At 71.9% G+C, this 17,508-nt stretch carries 15 protein-coding genes; 7 read left to right on the forward strand and 8 right to left on the reverse strand.

The window, feature by feature from the left end:
* Positions 1–568: 568 nt before the first annotated feature.
* Positions 569–1,573 (forward strand): SMODS domain-containing nucleotidyltransferase, encoded by a 1,005-nt coding sequence (locus ACZ7LK_RS30620; RefSeq protein ID WP_471144505.1) that lies wholly within the window; start codon positions 569–571, stop codon positions 1,571–1,573.
* Positions 1,570–3,306 (forward strand): ThiF family adenylyltransferase, encoded by a 1,737-nt coding sequence (locus ACZ7LK_RS30625; RefSeq protein ID WP_471144506.1) that lies wholly within the window; start codon positions 1,570–1,572, stop codon positions 3,304–3,306. Before ACZ7LK_RS30620 ends, ACZ7LK_RS30625 begins: the two co-directional genes overlap by 4 nt.
* Positions 3,307–3,505: 199 nt before the next feature.
* Here ACZ7LK_RS30625 and ACZ7LK_RS30630 read toward each other — a convergent pair whose 3' ends face one another.
* Entirely contained in the window at positions 3,506–4,639 is a 1,134-nt protein-coding gene (locus tag ACZ7LK_RS30630; protein ID WP_471144507.1) for an SAVED domain-containing protein, read from the reverse strand.
* Between the two features lie 1,251 nt (positions 4,640–5,890).
* Positions 5,891–7,513: an adenosine deaminase family protein gene (locus tag ACZ7LK_RS30635; protein WP_471144508.1), complete on the reverse strand. Its 1,623-nt coding sequence runs from the start codon at positions 7,511–7,513 to the stop codon at positions 5,891–5,893.
* A 455-nt stretch (positions 7,514–7,968) separates the two neighbouring features.
* Between ACZ7LK_RS30635 and ACZ7LK_RS30640 the strand changes: the two genes are divergently transcribed.
* Together ACZ7LK_RS30640 and ACZ7LK_RS30645 are read left to right on the forward strand one after the other, a co-directional pair.
* On the forward strand, positions 7,969–9,237 hold the full coding sequence (locus ACZ7LK_RS30640) for an aspartate aminotransferase type Ic (RefSeq protein ID WP_471144509.1): 1,269 nt from the start codon (positions 7,969–7,971) through the stop codon (positions 9,235–9,237).
* A 219-nt stretch (positions 9,238–9,456) separates the two neighbouring features.
* Complete coding sequence (locus tag ACZ7LK_RS30645) at positions 9,457–9,915, forward strand: nuclear transport factor 2 family protein (protein WP_471144510.1); 459 nt, start codon at positions 9,457–9,459, stop codon at positions 9,913–9,915.
* Between the two features lie 59 nt (positions 9,916–9,974).
* Here ACZ7LK_RS30645 and ACZ7LK_RS30650 read toward each other — a convergent pair whose 3' ends face one another.
* The 4 genes from ACZ7LK_RS30650 to ACZ7LK_RS30665 are packed head-to-tail and all read right to left on the reverse strand — an operon-like array spanning position 9,975 to position 12,442.
* Complete coding sequence (locus ACZ7LK_RS30650) at positions 9,975–10,118, reverse strand: hypothetical protein (protein WP_392277450.1); 144 nt, start codon at positions 10,116–10,118, stop codon at positions 9,975–9,977.
* A gap of 21 nt (positions 10,119–10,139) precedes the next feature.
* Positions 10,140–11,072 carry an MBL fold metallo-hydrolase gene (locus tag ACZ7LK_RS30655; RefSeq protein ID WP_471144511.1) on the reverse strand — a complete coding sequence of 311 codons (933 nt, stop codon included), beginning with the start codon at positions 11,070–11,072 and terminating at the stop codon, positions 10,140–10,142.
* Positions 11,069–11,605 (reverse strand): flavin reductase family protein, encoded by a 537-nt coding sequence (locus ACZ7LK_RS30660; protein WP_471144512.1) that lies wholly within the window; start codon positions 11,603–11,605, stop codon positions 11,069–11,071. The genes ACZ7LK_RS30655 and ACZ7LK_RS30660 overlap by 4 nt, the downstream gene beginning before the upstream one ends.
* Positions 11,606–11,656: 51 nt before the next feature.
* Positions 11,657–12,442 (reverse strand): SDR family NAD(P)-dependent oxidoreductase, encoded by a 786-nt coding sequence (locus ACZ7LK_RS30665; protein ID WP_392277453.1) that lies wholly within the window; start codon positions 12,440–12,442, stop codon positions 11,657–11,659.
* A 261-nt stretch (positions 12,443–12,703) separates the two neighbouring features.
* On the opposite strand from ACZ7LK_RS30665, the gene ACZ7LK_RS30670 reads away from it, so the two are divergent.
* The 3 genes from ACZ7LK_RS30670 to ACZ7LK_RS30680 all read left to right on the forward strand — a co-directional run bounded on the left by ACZ7LK_RS30670 (position 12,704) and on the right by ACZ7LK_RS30680 (position 15,921).
* Entirely contained in the window at positions 12,704–13,195 is a 492-nt protein-coding gene (locus tag ACZ7LK_RS30670) for an SRPBCC family protein (RefSeq protein ID WP_392277454.1), read from the forward strand.
* Positions 13,192–14,334 carry an acyl-CoA dehydrogenase family protein gene (locus ACZ7LK_RS30675; RefSeq protein WP_471144513.1) on the forward strand — a complete coding sequence of 381 codons (1,143 nt, stop codon included), beginning with the start codon at positions 13,192–13,194 and terminating at the stop codon, positions 14,332–14,334. Before ACZ7LK_RS30670 ends, ACZ7LK_RS30675 begins: the two co-directional genes overlap by 4 nt.
* Before the next feature lie 366 nt (positions 14,335–14,700).
* Positions 14,701–15,921, forward strand: coding sequence for a cytochrome P450 (locus ACZ7LK_RS30680; protein WP_392277456.1), 1,221 nt, complete (start codon positions 14,701–14,703; stop codon positions 15,919–15,921).
* A 138-nt stretch (positions 15,922–16,059) separates the two neighbouring features.
* Here ACZ7LK_RS30680 and ACZ7LK_RS30685 read toward each other — a convergent pair whose 3' ends face one another.
* Together ACZ7LK_RS30685 and ACZ7LK_RS30690 are read right to left on the reverse strand one after the other, a co-directional pair.
* Positions 16,060–16,833, reverse strand: coding sequence for a VOC family protein (locus ACZ7LK_RS30685; RefSeq protein WP_392277457.1), 774 nt, complete (start codon positions 16,831–16,833; stop codon positions 16,060–16,062).
* Positions 16,834–16,968: 135 nt separating this feature from the next.
* Complete coding sequence (locus tag ACZ7LK_RS30690) at positions 16,969–17,505, reverse strand: hypothetical protein (RefSeq protein ID WP_469463951.1); 537 nt, start codon at positions 17,503–17,505, stop codon at positions 16,969–16,971.
* Positions 17,506–17,508 lie beyond the last annotated feature (3 nt).

The raw sequence follows: 17,508 nt of genomic DNA on the forward strand, positions 1-17,508 counted from the left end.
GGGGAGTCTTGCCTTTCCCCCTCCCGCCTCAGATGGCTAAAGACGGGGGAGTCGAACCAGCCGCTGTCTAATCCGCGCTGAAGGGATGTCAGCCAGACTGACCTTCGAAAAGTGTCTTGCGTGAGTGTCGCTGTATGTGGTGCACTGGTTACCGCAGAGAGTGACGGTCTCTGTGTGTAACGGGTGGCCGCTGCTCGGCGTGAGGCTGACGGGTCAGACCACCCCCCTGGGCGATACCGCGTACGCGTGCCTGGCCGTGATGGTCGGCATCGTCGACCGGACCGCACCGGCTCCACTCGATGGCCAGCCGTCACCTAAGGCCATCCGCTGATGCCGCGCATCGGCCGACCCTCTGCCCAGTGCCATGGTCGGCCTCCTCCGCGAGCCCACACCAGGCCCCTCGCGCAAGCACACCCATGTCCGCAGTCGTGCGCCCCCTCATGGGCAAGCTCCCGGACCTTCCCGATCCCTTCATGCCCTGTGCCGTCACGTCTCCCGTCGGCATGCCCCAAACCCATTTCGTCACCCCGAGCCCTCAGCCGGCTCGCCGCAGAAAGGAACCCTCGCCATGGAGTGCCGCAAGAACTTCGACACCTTCCTCAAGAACACCGTGAACCTCAGCCAGGCCAAGCTCACCCTCCTCGACGTACGCGTCGAGGCCATCTATCAGGCCCTCAAGGCCGACCCCGAACTCGGCCCGCTCATCCGCGGCAAGAAGCCCCAGGGGTCCTGGGCGCAGCGCACCATCATCAACCCGGTCGGCGACAGCGAGTTCGACGCCGACTTCATGCTCCACCTCACCGAGAACACCGAGTGGGCCGACAGCCCCAAGACCTACATCGACAAGGTCTACGCCGCACTCCACCGCCACAGCATCTACGGCGCCATGCCTCACACCCGCAAGTGCCGCTGCGTACAGTTGAGTTACGCCAACTCCATGCACGTCGACATCGTCCCCTACCTTCAGCTGGCCGACGGCCGCGAGGTGATCGTCAACCGTGACGCCAACACGTGGGAGCAGACCAACCCGGCCGGGTTCACCGCCTGGATGCAGAAGAAGGACGGCATCGCCAACAACAACCTGCGCAAGGTCATCCGCCTGATGAAGTACCTGCGCAACCACCGTGGCTCCTTCACCGGTACCCGCTCCATCATCCTCACCACCCTGCTCGGCGAGCGCGTCGAGGAGATCAAGCCGCTCACGGACCCCGGCTGCTACAGCGACGTGCCCACCACCCTGCTCACCATCGTCGAGGACCTCGACCGCTGGCTGCAGGCGCGTCCCTGCAAGCCCTCCATCGCCGACCCCTCCGGGTCGGGTGTCACCTTCGACCACCGCTGGGATCAGGTGACCTACAGCTACTTCCGGGCCCGCATCCACACCCACGCCCGCGAGATCCGTGAGGCCTACGACGAGCCGGACTACGACCGGAGCGTGCGGCTGTGGCGCAAGTTGTTCGGCGACGCCTTCCCCGACCAGCCGCGTGCCACCGCTTCCCTCACCCCCACGGCGGCCAAGTTCGCTACCCCACTGCTCATCACCACGACCTCCCGCACCGGACGTGCCGGATGACCAAGCGCAAGCCGCCCGCGGCCCGCCCCAACCCCTCCCAGCGCCGCCTCCTGGAGGAGCTCACCGCGCTGGCAGCCGCGCACGAGCCGGACCTGCGCATCACCGGCCGCCCGCAAACCGACACTGATGGGCTGGTCACCGTCCCCATTAGTGTCCGCACCAGTGGCATGCTGCATGCTCCAGGAGGACTGCAGCTCAAGGAAAATGAGGACTTCCTCCTCACTCTGCCCGCCACCCCGATGATCCCACCCTCGGTGCGCACCACCCACATCCGATTCGCCGGCACCCCCCACGTCCTGCAAGGCAACCGGCTGTGCCTCTACCTCGACCCAGCCCGCGAATGGGACCCCGCCGCCGGAATCGCCTCCGTCATCAACCGGCTGTGGCAGTGGCTCACCGACGCCGCAGCCAGCAGGTTCGACCCCGCCACCGCGCTCTACCACCCCGTCGGCGGTGTCCTGCATCACACCCCAGGCACCCCCACCGTCGTCGTACGAGAATCCGTCTCCCACGGGTCGGCCACAGCCTGGCTCACCCAGCGCACCACCGATCGGCTCGACCTGACCAGCGCCGCCACAGCCTCCACCAGCCACCGCACCCCGATCCTGCCCGTGGCCACGCTGCCCCTGGGGGCGGGCAATACCCTGGCCGAACTTCTTACCCTCACCCATTCCACCACTGCCCACGACCCGCCACCGGCCGATGCATCCTCGGCGCTGTTGACCGCACTTGCTGCCAGCGCCCTGCGTAACCCCGAAGGCACCGCCCAGCACTTCCTCCTGGCCGTCCGACACCCCACCACACCCGCAGCACCCCCCTTCCTCCTCGCCGGCCGGCTGCCGCCCCAGGCAGGCGACACGCTGCGCCGCCTCGCACGCCGCGCGACCCCCAGCCGCCTGGGCAGCCTGCCTGAGGACCTGGCCCACGCCCCCATCGCATGGTGCTACCTCTCCGACGAACGCTCCGAAGTCACCACCCGCCGTGACACCCTCCGCCCCGTCCGCGCCTTCCAGGACCGTCACATCCACATCTGGGGCTGCGGCGGCATCGGCTCCTGGGCCGCCGAGATGGTGGTCCGGGCTGGCGCCTCACATCTCACCCTCAGCGACCCCGGCCGTGTCACCGGCGGCCTGCTGGTGCGGCAGAACTACACCGAACACCACATCGGCATGAGCAAGGCGACAGCTCTGGCCTCACACCTGCGCACCATCCGCGACGACATCTGTATCGACATCGCCACCCCGCCTCCCGCCCCCGCTCTCCTGACCGCCGCGGACCAAGCCGACCTCATCATCGACGCCACCGTCAGCATCACCGTCGGACGCTTCCTCGACCTCCTCGCCCAGCAGCCCCACCGCAAAGCCGTCCTGGCCCAGCTCGCCACGGACAGCCTCACTGCCAGTCTGGGAATCCTCACCATCGCCGCCCCCGGCACCCACACCCCCCTGTCCACCATCGATCACACCGCCGGCGGCCACGTCCTTAACGACCCGCACCTCGAGGCGTACCACGCACTGTGGGCTGAACCCGCCCCGGACGACGAACTGCGCCCCACAAGAGGCTGCTCCACTCCCACATTCCACGGCTCCGCCGCCGACCTGATGGCAACCACCGCCACCCTGGTCACCCTGCTGGGCACCCAGATACGCCACCCCGTATCCGGGACCCACCTGTGCGCTCAGCCCCACACCGGGACAGCCCCGGCGTACCGCTTCGTCCCTCACACCACGTAGGGAGCCTTCCCGCGTCGCTGGACCAGCGGCCCTGCATGCCCGGCAGGGCCGTCAGCGCCCTGAGGTTGCCGGGCGTCGGCAACAGGCCGCACCCCCAGCCGCTCCGGCAGAACTCCGCACACCCTGCCGCGGCTACACACCTCCAAGCCAGGATGAGAAGGCGCTCCACGGCGCCACACGGCGGGCCGCCGTGCGCAGGTTAGCCGGGGACCTGCCCCACCTCCAAGGTGGGCACGTAGCTGCCCGCCAGGCGCTCGTAGATCACGAACTGCGGGTGCACCTGCGGATGGTGGGTACGGCCCAGGGCGACAGCCGCGGCGAGGGGAACGGCAGGCAGGACATGTAGGCGGCGCAACGACTTCGCCTCCCTTTCCAGCCGCGCGAGAAGCATCCGCAGCGTTTCCTCCAGCTGCCGCAGTGACGCCCGGCACCGCAGTATGTCCGGACCGGCCTGCGCGCCCACCGGGCTGACCTCGTAGCGGCGCAGCGCCGAAAGCTCCGGCGGAACCTCATAAGGGGCGATGATCCCGGAGACGTTCACCACGACGACAGCCTCGTCCCCGCCCGAACCGGCCTGAACCGGATGCGCGGCGAACTCGGTGACCGGGCCGCTCTCGGCCGGCCACACCCAGGACTGCTCGTGCCGGTGACGTTGGTAGATGTCTGTCGGCACGGTGTCGTCCAAAAGCGACCCGAGATAGACCAGCAATGGCAGACGCGCGAATCCGAACACGCTCACGTGCTGCACGGATTCCCGCTCTATCCCCGGCCGCAGCCGGTTGCGGACTACGTCATCGATGACCTTGGTCGCGTGCCGGTAGTAGTGACGGCTGGCCTCGGCGGCAGATTCCGCGTCCCAGGTAGCGGCTGCCTGCTCGCCGGGAGTGTGCCGCAGGTCTATCTCCACACCGTGCCGGGTGTAGGACTCCAGGTACAAAGGAAACCGGCGGCCTGCCGTCACAGCGTCCGCAGCGGTCTCCCGCGACAGCTCGACCGCATTTCCGTGCACCGACCCCACCATCCGCACCACCGTGGTGGCCCTCTCCGGCCCCAGCGCGGTCAGGTGCCTGACACGGTCCTCATGTTCCTGCTTCACACGCCGCAGCCACTCGACGGTGAAGACGTCCAGCGAGGCCTTCGCATCGATCTCCATATGCTGCTGGGCACACAGCAGCATCAGATTGTCCGCCTCATCCCGCAACGCCTTCTCCAGCAGATCCCCGCCGCGTGGCGAGCGCGGATCAGTGCTCTGCCCGACAATGTGCGCAACCTCCCCCAAAGGAAGCGTCCGTCCCGACATCGCCCCCTCCAGTAGGTACGCGTTGCACAGCATGCACCTGCCTCCACTGCGCACCCACACGGCGAGAACCGTCTTGGATGAAAGACGGCTCCGTTTCCCGCCGCTCCCGCTCATCAGCACTGCCTCCATCCCTTTGCGACAGACCAGACGCTAGACGACACCTCCCCTGACACCAGCGGGATTTGACAAAGCACGGCACACCCTAGAAGTGCGTCTTCCGCGCGAGACGTGTCCGTGGCGGACTGATACACGCCGGTAGGGGGCGCCGTCGGAAGCCTCAGAAGAGCGCTGGCACAACCAGCCCCCGCTGCACCTGCGGGTCATACGGCCGACTGGACGCCAACTGCGCCTCGACTTCACCCCCGTCCCGTGGGGCGCCCCCTTCCGGCAGCGGCGCTGGGAATTCGGCACCCACCCGCGTGCCTGATCCCGAGCAGAGCCAACCCGTCGGTCGGGCAGATCGTGCTGGTCCCAGCCGGCCCGTGGTGCTCATGGGAGACGGCGGCCGTTTCGGCGGGCCGTACGAAGGAAGCGCTCGACGTGCGGGGGCAGCCCGCGTTCCGCGCACCAGGTCAGGACGACCGGCGTCGGCGGGGTGGCTCGCCGGGTCCCGTCAGCGTCGTGGAGGATGTCGTCCGGGTGGTCGGCGGAGACGAGGGGCGGGGCGTCGAGGTACTGGAGCGTTGTGCGGATGAGGGGACGGGGGTGGCGGCGGTGAGGGGGGCGTGCCAGAGGCGCTCGCCGACCGGGTTTTCTGTCAAGTTCAGCATGTTGAAGTGGACCAGGCATCTGGGGGCATCGGACGAGTCCACCTCGCTCACAGCGGCGCCAAGCGGCAGGATGAGACTGTCTGTGGGATGAGGCCACCGGCAAGCTCGCGCAGAGCGGCTTCACGGCTTCGCCGAATGGGACGTCGATCTGGTCCACTGAGGGTTGACCGCAGACTGACAGTCCGCCGGTCAATCCGCCCTCTCCCCCCTGCAGGGACCAGAGATGCCAGAGCGTGCCTCGCCGCTAGGACGGTGATCCTGGGGACCACTTGGGGACCACACGCTACGCGCGGTGGTGCACGATGCATGCTTCTACGCACAACTTGCGCCCGGATTAAGTCTGTTATATCCAGAAAATACCCCTGACCCTCACTCCTGGGGGTCAAGGGGTCGCAGGTTCAAATCCTGTCGTCCCGACTTGCGACAACGCGAGTCGGAGGTCGTATCGGAGTGATCCGGTACGGCCTCTCGGTCGTTTCCGGGCCCTTTCGCCCGGTGGCCGGGGCCGGTGCGCTCACCGGCCGGTGCGGGCGGTGCGCTCGAACGCCGCGAAGGCGGCCTCCTGACGCCACTGGACGGCGGCCTTGGGGCTGGTGGCCAGCAGCCGCCGGCAGGGCCCGGGGAGGGGGCGGCCGCCGGTGGGGTGGAGGCCGGCGCAGGCGGGTACGGGGCGGTAGCCGCCGGCGGTGGGGTTGCCCCGCCAGAGGCTGCGGCCGGGGAGGAACGCGTACTCCAGGGACGCGCGGGCGAGGTCCTTCAGCTCGGGGTACGACAGGCCGTGGGCCGTCGCGGCGTACTGGTACTCGTGACCGAGGTCGGTCCGCGAGACGCCCGGGTCGTCGGTCGCCAGGACCACGGGCACGCCGTGGGCGCGGTAGGTGGCGAAGGGGTGGTCGTCGCCCCGGACGCCGAGGATCTGGGCGTTGCTGGTGAAGGCCACCTCGACGGCCACCTCGCGGGCCGCCATCGTCCGGGCGGTGGCCCGCCAGTCGTCCTCGTGGACCAGGCCGACGCCGTGCCCGATCCGCTCGGCGCCCGCCACCGTGACCGCTTCCCGGATGTGGAAGGCCAGGTGCTCGGGCCCGGCCAGGCCCGGCCACAGCTCGCCCGCGTGCAGGGTGACGTGCGCCCGGGGGTGGACGCCGCGCAGGTACCGGAGCATGCGCATGTGCAGGCGGTAATGGGCCAGCGCCCCGGCCTCGTCCTCCGGCTGGACCAGGTTGACGGCCACGAACCGGGCGTCGCGTTCGGCCAGCCGCATGGCGAGCGCCAGTTGCGTGAAGACCCGTACGGGTGAATCGCCCCGTGCGACCTGGGAGATCCGGCGCACGGTCAGCCGGCACGCGGCACCGGGCCGCCCGGTGCCGCAGCGCGCCGCCGTACGGAACCCCGCGTCGGCGTCGTCGGCCTCCCTCCGCGCCGCGGCGACCAGCCCGTCCAGCCTGCCGCCGGCGGTGAGCCGGCCGTACAGCCGCCTCAGGTCGGCGTCCCATCCGACGTCGTCGGCCAGCTCCCTCGCCGCGCCCGGCACCGACGTCACCATCGTCTCCAGATAGGACTGGTTCCCGGCGGCCGCCTTCTCCGCCACCTCGGCCAGCAGCTCTCCGGGGTGGCGCGAGGCGACCTCGGCGAACCTGCCGAACGTACCGAAGAAGTGGTCGTGACCGTTCCGCCCCGGCGGCAGGTCCTGCATGGACCAGGCACGCACCAGGGCGGTACGGAAGGACGCGTCCGCCCGGGCGTCCGCGGCCGGCCGCGTACCCGGCCCGCAGGGCGGCGGCACCGCCGTCATGGTCGAGGTGTCCACGCACAGGCCGTCGTCACCGGCCAGCCGGACCAGGTACTCCGTCGTCACCGCGCCCCACAGGTGATGATGCAGGTCACCGCCCTTCGGCAGGCGCCGGAAGAAGTCGCGCAGCAGCCGGGGATCACGGCGGGCGTGCCGCAGCAGGGCGTCGGTGCGCACCTCGGCGGCGGTCGGGGGACGGGGAGCCGGGGGCCGGGGGAGCGGCCCCGCCGAGGCGGGGAGCGGGGCCGGCGGGCCCAGCAGGCCGAGCGCCGCGACGACGGGGACGAGCAGGGTCCGCAGCCGGCGGGCGGTACGGCGGCGGGCGGTACGGCGGGGGTCCGGGATCACGGCCCCATGATCGGCGCCGGGCCGCCGCCCGGACGGCCCCCGGCGCCGTACCCGCCCGGACACCACCCGCCCGAGGGAGCCGGCGAGTGAGCCGAAGGGGCGCGGCGGGTGCCGAGAGGGAGAACGCGCGGAGGGTCGCGAGGCACGAGCGACCCGAGCACGATCGACCGGTCGGCGCACGCTTGAGCGCCCCGGAGGTGAACCGAGCCCGGAAGAGGGGCGGCCGAAGGGGCGCGACGGTGTCGAAAGGGAGAACGCGCGGAGGCCCCGAGGAACGAAGGGTCGAGCACGATCGACCGTCGACGCCGGCTGAGGCGCCCCCGGAGGTGAACCCAGCCCCGGAAAGGGGCGAACGGGCCGGTGGACCCCGGGCCCGTGGGACCGCCCGGTGCGCCCGGTTTGTATTCTCGGCAGGCGCCCCCCGCCCGAGCGGTACCTGTGAGAGGACACACACCATGACCACCGAGCTGAGCCCCGACGTACTGGGCGGGCTCCTCGAGCGCGCCCGCCAGGACTACCAGGACCTCAAGGGGCGCGGCCTCTCGCTCGACCTGACCCGGGGCAAGCCGGCGCCGGAGCAGCTCGACCTCTCCCTCGACCTGCTGGGCCTGCCCGGCGGGACGTACACCTCCGCCGACGGCACGGACGTGCGCAACTACGGCGGCCTGCACGGACTGCCGGAGCTGCGGGAGATCTTCTCCGAGGCTCTCCAGGTCCCGGCCGCGCAGCTCCTCGCGGCGGGCAACTCCAGCCTGGAGCTGATGCACGACTGCCTGGTGCACGCCCTGCTGAGCGTGCTCCCGGGAGCCGGCGCCCGCTGGGTGGAGCAGGAGCGGATCGCGTTCCTGTGCCCCGTGCCCGGCTACGACCGGCACTTCGCGCTCTGCGAGCGGTTCGGCATCGACATGATCCCGGTGCCCATGACCGACCAGGGCCCCGACATGGACGTCGTGGAGCGGCTCGTGGCCGAGGACCCGTCCGTCAAGGGCATCTGGTGCGTCCCGAAGTACAGCAACCCCGACGGCGTCTGCTACAGCGACGACACGGTGGCCCGGCTCGCCTCGATGACCACCGCGGCGCCCGACTTCCGCGTCTTCTGGGACAACGCCTACGCGGTGCACCACCTCACCGACGAGCCCGTCGAGATCGCCGACCTGCTCGCGGCCTGCGCGGACGCGGGGAACCCGGACCGGGCGTTCGTGTTCGGCTCCACCTCGAAGATCACCGCGGCCGGCGCGGGCGTCGCCTTCTTCGGGTCGTCCCCCGACAACGTGCGCTGGCTGCTCGCCAACAACGCCAAGCGGTCCATCGGCCCCGACAAGGTCAACCAGCTCCGGCACGTGCTGTTCCTGCGCGACGCAGACGGCGTGCGGGCCCACATGGAGCGTCAGCGCGCCCTGCTCCAGCCCAAGTTCGAGGCCGTGGCGCGCATCCTGGACGCCGAACTCGGCGGCACGGGCCTCGCGACCTGGACCTCCCCGAAGGGCGGCTACTTCGTGACCCTCCAGGTGCCGGACGGCTGCGCCAAGGAGGTCGTGCGCCGCGCCGCGGAGGCGGGCATCGTGCTGACCCCGGCCGGCGCCACCCACCCGTACGGCGACGACCCGCGCGACGCGGTCATCCGCATCGCGCCGAGCTACCCGGGCCTCGCGGAGCTGGAGCAGGCCATCGAGGGCCTGGCCGTCTGCGTCCGGCTGGCCGGCTACGAGCAGCGGGCCGCCTGAGCGGCGGTACGCGCACGGCCCCGCGCCCCGCGCCCCGCGCCCCGCGCCCCGCGCCCCCCGCCCCGCGCGCCGGCCCGGCGGGGGGCCGGAGCCGGCTCCGGGGGCGGCGCGGTCCCGGTCCGGCCCGACGAGCCGGTCTCCACCGGCATTGCAGGGCGGACCGGCAGGCTGGGGGCGATCGGCACGGCCACCGGGCCGGCCGTCTCGAAGGGAGCATCCATGTCTCAGCCGGTCGGGACCCTGCCCAGCCAGGTCACCGGGGACCTCTACGCCGAGGTGCAGACGTTCTACGCCCAGCAGATGCGGCGGGTGGACGCCCTCGACATCGAGGGGTTCGCCGACACCTTCACCGAGGACGGCGAGGTGGTGCACGCGGGCGGCCACCGGCAGCGGGGCCGGGCCGAGATGATCGCCGGCATGAAGGCCAGCCTGCCCCGGTACCGGGACATCGCCGTACGGCACTGGTTCGGCCACCTGATCATCGAGACGGACCCGGCGGACGCCGATCTGCTCCGCGTCTCGTACTACACCCTCGTCACCCAGACCGACCGCGAGGGCAAGGTGAACTTCCAGCCGACCTTCACCGTCGAGGACGAGCTCGTCCGGTGCGACGGCCGGCTCCTGACCCGGTCGCGGGTCATCCACCGCGACGGCCCCGCGACGCCGCCCGCCGCCTGAACCACCACATGGGAATGGGGCCCCTCCACAGGGGCCCCATTCCCATGGGTCGCGCCGCCTCAGTCGATCCCCCGGCAGATGTGCGGCTCGCCGTCATCGTCGTCCGCCTCGCCCGCGAGCAGCAACAGCGGTACCAGGAAGGGGTCGTCGGGGACCTGCTCGTACGGTGTTCCGTCGCGGCGCTCCAACAGGCTCGTGACCATGTCCGTCTCCTCTCCGGTGTGTCAGGCGTGGCACGTGGGCAGCGCCCCGTGGAACGCGACCATCTCCTGGAACGAGGTGATCACGTCGATCCGTGCGGCGGGCGGCAGCCCGTCCTGCTCGGCGTACGCGCGGTGCAGGTTGCCCACCAGGCGCTCGGAGTCGACCAGCTCCTTGAACCGCCCGAGGTCCGCGCGGTGTGCCGCCTGGAGCGGGGTCAGCCCGTCGCTCACCCCGTCCTCCGCCAGCCGCTGGAGCCAGCGCAGGTAGTCCTCGGTCTCGTCCAGCAACTCCGGCCCGCCCACCGGGCCGTGGCCCGGGACGACCGTACGGGCGCCCAGGGCGCGCATCCGGTCCAGCGCCCGCAGCGACCCGGTGATCGACCCGAAGAGCACGAAGGGCGTCACCCCCGACCAGACCACGTCACCGGTGAACAGCACCTTCCGCCCCGGCACCCACGCCACCACGTCGTTGGCGGTGTGCGCGGGGCCGACGTGGAGCAGCTCGGTGCGCAGGTCGCCGGCGTACAGCGTCAGCGAGCCGCGGAACGTCAGCGTGGGCAGGACCAGGGGCGTCTCGCCCCACTCCACGGCGGGCCACAACTGCCGCAGCCCCAGCCCCGCCTCCGCCGAGTCGGCGCGGGTGCCCTCGTGGGCCACGACCACGGCGCGCGGTGTGAACTGGCCGTTGCCGAAGGTGTGGTCGCCGTGGAAATGGGTGTTGACGACGAAGTCCGCCCCGCCGGGCGCGACCCGCTCGACCTCCGCGCGCAGCCGGCGGGCGCGGGCCTCGGTCGCCGCGGTGTCGACCAGGACGGTCCGGCCCTCACCGACGACCAGGCCCGCGTTGTTCAGGCACCACCCGCCGTCCGGCTGGACGAAGGCGTACACCCCGTCGGCCACCTCGTGCAGCGTCCCGGGCCCGGCCGCGGGGCCCGCGGTGTCCCCGGCGCTCACGCGGCCTCCGTCCGTGCCGTGCCCGGCAGCCGGGTGAAACGGCCGCGGTGGAACACCAGCGGGTCCGGGTCGCCCGGCCCGTCGGACAGGGCCACCACCCGGCCGATCAGCAGCGTGTGGTCACCCGCCTGGTGCTGCGCGTCCAGCACGCACTCGAAGTACGCCTCGGCGGACGGGATCACGGCGTTGCCGGTGACACCCTCCACCGCGGCCAGCCGCAGCATCGCGGCCTGCCCCTCCGACCGGTCGGGACGGCAGAACTCCTGCGCCAGGTCGCGCTGCGACTCCGTCAGGACGTTCACCGCGAAGCTCCCGGCGCCGACCACCCGGGGACGCATCCTGCCGTCCCCCTTGACCGACACGAGGATCAGGAGCGGGTCCAGGGACACCGAGGTCAGACTATTGAGGGTGATCACCATGGTGTCGTCGCCGCTGCCCTGGGTGAGCAGCGTGACACCGGTGGGAAACCGGCCCATCACGGACCGGAAGAGGGCCAGATCGGGCTCGGCGAGCGTTGCGCCTGCGGCTGTCATGTCCTGGGCTCCGTCTCTGTCGGCGCGGCATCGGTGGGGATCGGTGGTCACTCAGTAGTTGCCGAGTCCGCCGCAGACGTTCAGCGCCTGGGCGGTGATCGACGCGGCGATGTCCGAGGCGAGGTAGCCCACCAGCCCGGCGACCTCCTCGGGGGTGGAATAGCGGCCGAGCGGGATCTTGGCGTTGAACTGCTCCTGGATCGCCTCCTCGCTCACGCCGTAGTGGCCCGCGTAGCCCTGGCGCACGCGCTGCGCCATCGGCGTCTCGACGTACCCCGGGCAGACCGCGTTCACGGTGATGCCGCTCTTGGCCAGCTCCTTGCCGACCGCCTTGGTGAAGCCGACCACACCGTGCTTCGAGGCGGAGTACGGCGCGGCGAGCTCCACGCCCTGCTTGCCACCGGTGGAGGCGATGTTGATGATCCGGCCCCAGTCGCCGTCCCGCATCCGGCCGGTGCTCAGCACCTCGCGCGTGACGCGGAACGTACCGGTGAGGTTCGTCTCGATGACGTCGTCCCACACCGAGTCCGCCAGCTCGGCCGTGACACCGCCGCCGCCCCGGCCCGCGTTGTTGACGAGCACGTCGATCCGCCCGTAGGTGTCCACGGCCTCCCGGACGGCGGTACGGATCTGGTCGAGGGAGGTGACGTCGCACACCGCGCCGGCGACCTCCAGGCCCTCCTCGCGGAGCTGCTTGACCATGGTGCGCACGCTCTCCTCGCCGCGGGCGACCCCGAACACCGCCATGCCCTGCCGGGCCAGCAGCTCGGTCACGGCGAGGCCGATCCCGCTGGTCGCGCCGGTGACGAAGGCCACCCGTCGTCCCGCCTGTGTCATGGTGCTCTCCCGTTCACGTAGGTGATGTGGTGCGCTCTGGGTGGGGACGACCGTGACCGGGCAGCCTCGTGCGGCTCTCGGCGCCGGGTGGAGAACGGCCGGAACGCGGCGCTTCGAGCGGTACTCGACAAGCGGCCTAGCGGCCACGGCGAGCGTGGGGGGCGTTCCGTGCGGCGGCCGGTGACCGTGACCGGCCGGCCACAGGCCCGGGACACCGGGCGGCAGCAGGTGACACCCGGCGAGATCGAGCGAGGAGGCCCCGTGCCCGAACAGCAGCAGACCCTTCCCGATGTACGGAAGTCGGTGACCGTGGCGGCCACGCCGGAGCAGTGCTTCGCCGTCTTCACCGAGCGGCCCAAGGACTGGTGGCCCGCCTCCCACATCCTGGTCAGGAAGGAGCGGGCCGGCCTCGCCTTCGAGCCGGGTGTCGGCGGCCGCTACTACGAGTGGGACGTCGACGGGACCGAGATCGCCTGGGGCCGGGTCCTCGAGTGGGAGCCGGGCCGCCGGCTCGCCATGACCTGGCGGATCGACCCCAACTGGCAGTCCATACCGGACGACGAGCGTGCCAGCGAGATCGAGGTCGACTTCGAGCCCGTCGACGACCGGCACACCCGCGTCACCCTCGCGCACGTCAAGCTCGACAAGCACGGTGAGGGCGCCGAGCGGATCTTCAGGGCGCTGGACGGGCCGAGCCCGGGCGAGACGCTGGAGCTCTTCGCCAAGGCCGTCGCGAACGGGCCCCGGGCATGAGCGGCACGGCCCCCGCGGGGACGGTCCTGGAGGAGGCGGCCGGGACGGGCCTGGGGGAGGCGGCCGAGAAGGTACGGATCCTCGCCGCCCAGCACGCCGCCGACGCGGACGCCGACCGCGCCATGAACCGCGAGGTCGTCGCCGCGCTGCGCGAGGCCGGCTTCGCCCGGCACTTCGTCGCCTCCCGCTTCGGCGGCGCCGAGGGCTCGTTCGCCGAGCTCACGTCGGCGGTCATGACGGTCGGCGAGGCCTGTGCGGCCACCGCGTGGTGCGCCTCGCTGTGCGCCTACTCGGCCCGCTTCGCCGCGCACCTGCCGGAGGAGGGGCACCGGGCGCTGTGGGGCGACGACCCGGACACGGTCGTCGCCACGGCGCTGATGCCGGTCGGCCGCGCCCGCCGGACGGACGGCGGCTGGCGGCTGACCGGCCAGTGGGCGTACGTCAGCGGCATCGACTTCGCCGACTGGGCCCTGGTGTGCGCGGTGGTCCCCGGCGCGGGCGAGGGCCCGCCCAGGATGCGCTTCTTCGCGCTGCCCCGGGGGACGTACACCGTCCGCGAGACCTGGGACAGCGTCGGCATGCGGGCCACCGGCAGCCACACGGTCGTCGTCGACGACGTCCTGGTGCCCGACCACCTGTCGTTCGACCGTGGGGACATGCTGAGCGGCCGCAACGGCACCTCGGACCTGCCGGCGCACAACGTGCCCTTCCAGGCGGTCGGCGGACTGACGTTCATCGCCCCGGTCGTCGGGGCCGCCACCGGCGCGCTGTCGGCCGCGGCGGGCACGCTCACGGGGCGCAAGCGGAGCCAGACGGGCGAGCTGAAGGTGGTCCGCGCGTCGGGCCGGATCGACGCGGCCCGGCACCTCGTCCTCGAGAACGCCCGGGTGCTCGACGAACGGCTCTTCACGCCCGGGCACATGGCCCGCAACGAACGCAACGCCACGTTCGCCGCGGAGCTGCTCCAGGAGGCCGTGGGCCTGCTGGTCGGGGCGGCGGGCACCGGCGGCCTGGGCGAGGGGCAGGCGCTCCAGCGCTTCTGGCGGGACGTCACGTCGGCGACCAGCCATGTCGCGTTGCAGTACGACACGGCGGCGCGGAAGAACTACGGGGCGGTGCTGCTGGGTCCGGAGGACTGAGCGGCGACGGGACGGGGGAGGGGGTGTCCGGGACGACGAGGTCCCGGACGCCCCCTCCTCCCGTCCCGGGGGCCCGTGCCTCCCGCCCACCGGCGGTGACCGCACCACCCGCGCCCGGAACGCACCCGTGCGGCGCACCGCCCCGGGGGGAACGGAAAAGGGGCGCCGCCCCGGTTCCGTTGTGCCCACCCGTTCCGCCCCGGCGGAACGAATGCCCACAACGGCGCGGGCAACGCCCCGGCGGAACGAATGCCCACGACGTGGGGGGCCGGAGGCGCGGTCCGGCTCCAGGAAGGAGCGACCCGGTCTCCATCGGGGGTTCCTAGGGTGCTGCGTGACTGTAGCGACCCAAGCGGAGGTGTCACCATGACCGCCCCTCAGGAGACGGACGTCTTCCCCCTCACCGGATCGACCTACCGGGGTCCCGCCCCGCGGTACGCGGAGTTGCGGGCGGAGCAGCCCGTGGTGAAGGTGCCGACGGCGGGCGGTGTGGACGCCTGGCTGATCACCCGGTACGAGGACGTGCGCCGGCTGTCCGCCGACCCGAGGCTCAGCCGCGCGCTGGCCTGCGGCCCCGGCGCGCCGCGCATCGGCGGGACGATGCACACCACGCCCGAGATGATCATTTCGCTGGACTCGCCGGAGCACTCCCGGCTGCGCAAGCTCGTCGCGGGCGCCTTCACACTGCGCCGGGTCGAGCGGATGCGGGCCAACGTGCAGAAGGTCACCGACGAGCTGCTCGACGACATGGAGGCCAAGGGCGGCACGATCGACCTGGTGCAGCAGCTCGCGCTGCCGCTGCCGCTGACGGTCATCGGTGAGCTGCTCGGGGTGCCGTCGGAGGACTTGCGCAAGTTCGAGAAGTGGGCGCGTGCCTTCGCCACGGTGGACGACCGGGCGGGCGGCGAGGAGTCGCTGAACGGTCTGGCGAAGCTCAGCGAGTACATCGTGGGGCTGATCGCCGACAAGCGGGCCACCCCCACCGACGACATGCTGTCCGAGCTGATCGCCGCCCGTGACAACGACGACCGGCTCAGCGAACCGGAGCTGGTCACCTTCGGCTTCACCCTCATCGGCGCCGGCTTCGACACCACGGCCAACCAGCTCGCCAACTCGGTGCTGGCGCTGCTGGCGGACGGCGGGGAGCAGTGGCGGTGGCTGGCCGAGGACCGCGGCCGCATCCCGACCGCGGTGGAGGAGCTGCTGCGGCACGTGAACCTGTTCGCCACCGACACCTCGGGCTTCCCGCGCATCGCGGCGGAGGACATCGAGGTCGGCGGGGTCACCATCGAGAAGGGTGACGCGGTGCTGCTCGCGCTCGCCTCCGCGAACCGGGACGAGAGCGTGTTCCCGGACGCGGACCGGCTGGACCTGGCCCGGGAGCACAACCCGCACATCTCCTTCGGCCACGGGGTCCACTACTGCCTGGGCAAGCACCTCGGGCGGATGGAGATGGAGATCGCCCTCGACGGCCTGGTGCGGCGCTTCCCCGCCCTGCGGCTCGCGGTCCCGGAGGACGAACTGCCCTGGCACAACGGCGAGATCAACCACACGCTCACCAGCCTGCCGGTCACCTGGGGCCGGTGAGGCGGCGGTACGCCGGTAGGTGTTCGGCCCCCGGGGCGCCGCGAGGAACTTCGCGGCGCCCCGGGGGCCGTTCGGCGGCATACGGAAAAGCCGGTCCCGTCGGCCGGGACCGGCTTCTCGTCACGCGTGCCGGAGGGCTCAGCCGGCGTCCTTCACCGGGCCCATGACGGCGAACCGCGCGCCCTGGTCGTCGGAGACCAGCGCGGAGCGCCCGAAGGGGCTGTCCGACGGCTCGCGGCTCACGTCGCCGCCCAGCTCACGGATCTTGGCCACGGCCGCGTCGGTGTCCTCGACGGAGAAGTAGACCAGGGCGTGCGCGGGGACGTCCTCCGGGATGAACGGGCCCATCTGGAGGCGGCCCGCGGTCGGCGCCTGCGCGCCGGGCGCGAACCACAGCTTGAAGTCGAACTCGGTGCCCTCGGAGATCTGCTGCCCGGTGAAGCCGAACACCGTCTCGTAGAAGGCGTCCACGTCGGCCTTGGCGCGGGTGTAGATCTCCGGCCAGAAGAAGGAGCCCGGAACGCCCTGGAGCCCGAAGCCGGCACGGGTCCCGGGCTGCCAGGCGCCGAAGGCCGCGCCACCGGGGTCGACGGCCTGGAGGACGGTGCCCGCGTCGGCGACGGCGAACGGGCCGCCCGTCACCTTGCCGCCCGCCTCCGCGACGCGGCGGGCGAGGTCCTGGACGTCGGGCGTGGAGAAGTACAGGTTCCAGGCGGTGGGGGCGCCGCCCTGCGCGGGGACGAGCGCCGCCACGTCCTTGCCGTCCTTGAGCGCCGGGGTGTAGTTGCCGAACGCCTCCGCACCGGCCTCGAACGTCCACCCGAACAGCTCGCCGTAGAAGCGCTTGCCGGCCTCCAGGTCGGCCACGGTCAGGTCCACCCAGCAGGGGGTTCCAGCATCGAACGAGGTCATGTCCTGCCTCTCTCGGTCACGTACGGAGTCACGGTCGTCCAGACGCTAACCGCGGCCGCTCGAGCCACGGACGAGCGCCGCCCGCGCCCCGCTCGCGGGGAGCGGGGCGCGGGCGCGCGGTGGGGGAGCGGGGCGTCAGCGGGTCGTGGCGGACACCCGGGTGGCGACGCTGCTGACGGAGATGGGGCCCTGCGTGTCGCCGGCGGCCGTGGTGGTGACGAAGGCGTGGGCCGAGGTCGCGAACGTGCCGCCGGTGATGCGGCCCAGGTGTACGGCCTGGACGGTGCCCAGGTACGCGCCGTCCTCACGGCCGGGGTGGGTGACGTAGAAGGTGAACGTGCCGTCGGTGCGCTCGTTCCAGAAGCCGGTCGCCCGGTACTGCGGGGCGCCGTCGGTGTCCGGCGGCCCCTCGGCGGTCAGCTTGTGGTCGGGGCGGAAGACGAATCTGGGGGTGGTGCTCGTGGACCCGCCGTCGGGCGTTCTCACGGTCACGGTCAGGTCCCATATGCCTTCCAGCGAGGGGCGCCGGGGCTTGGCGTCCCCGGCCGAGGCGGTGGCCGTGCCGAGACCGACGACAGCCGCCAGCATCGCGAGCCACACGCCGACGAGACGCAGGGTGAGGTGCCGGGTCCGGCGCCGGGGTGACGGCGGAGCCGTCTGTGACTGGTGCATGGG

Source organism: Streptomyces sp. NPDC039423, from assembly GCF_055598725.1.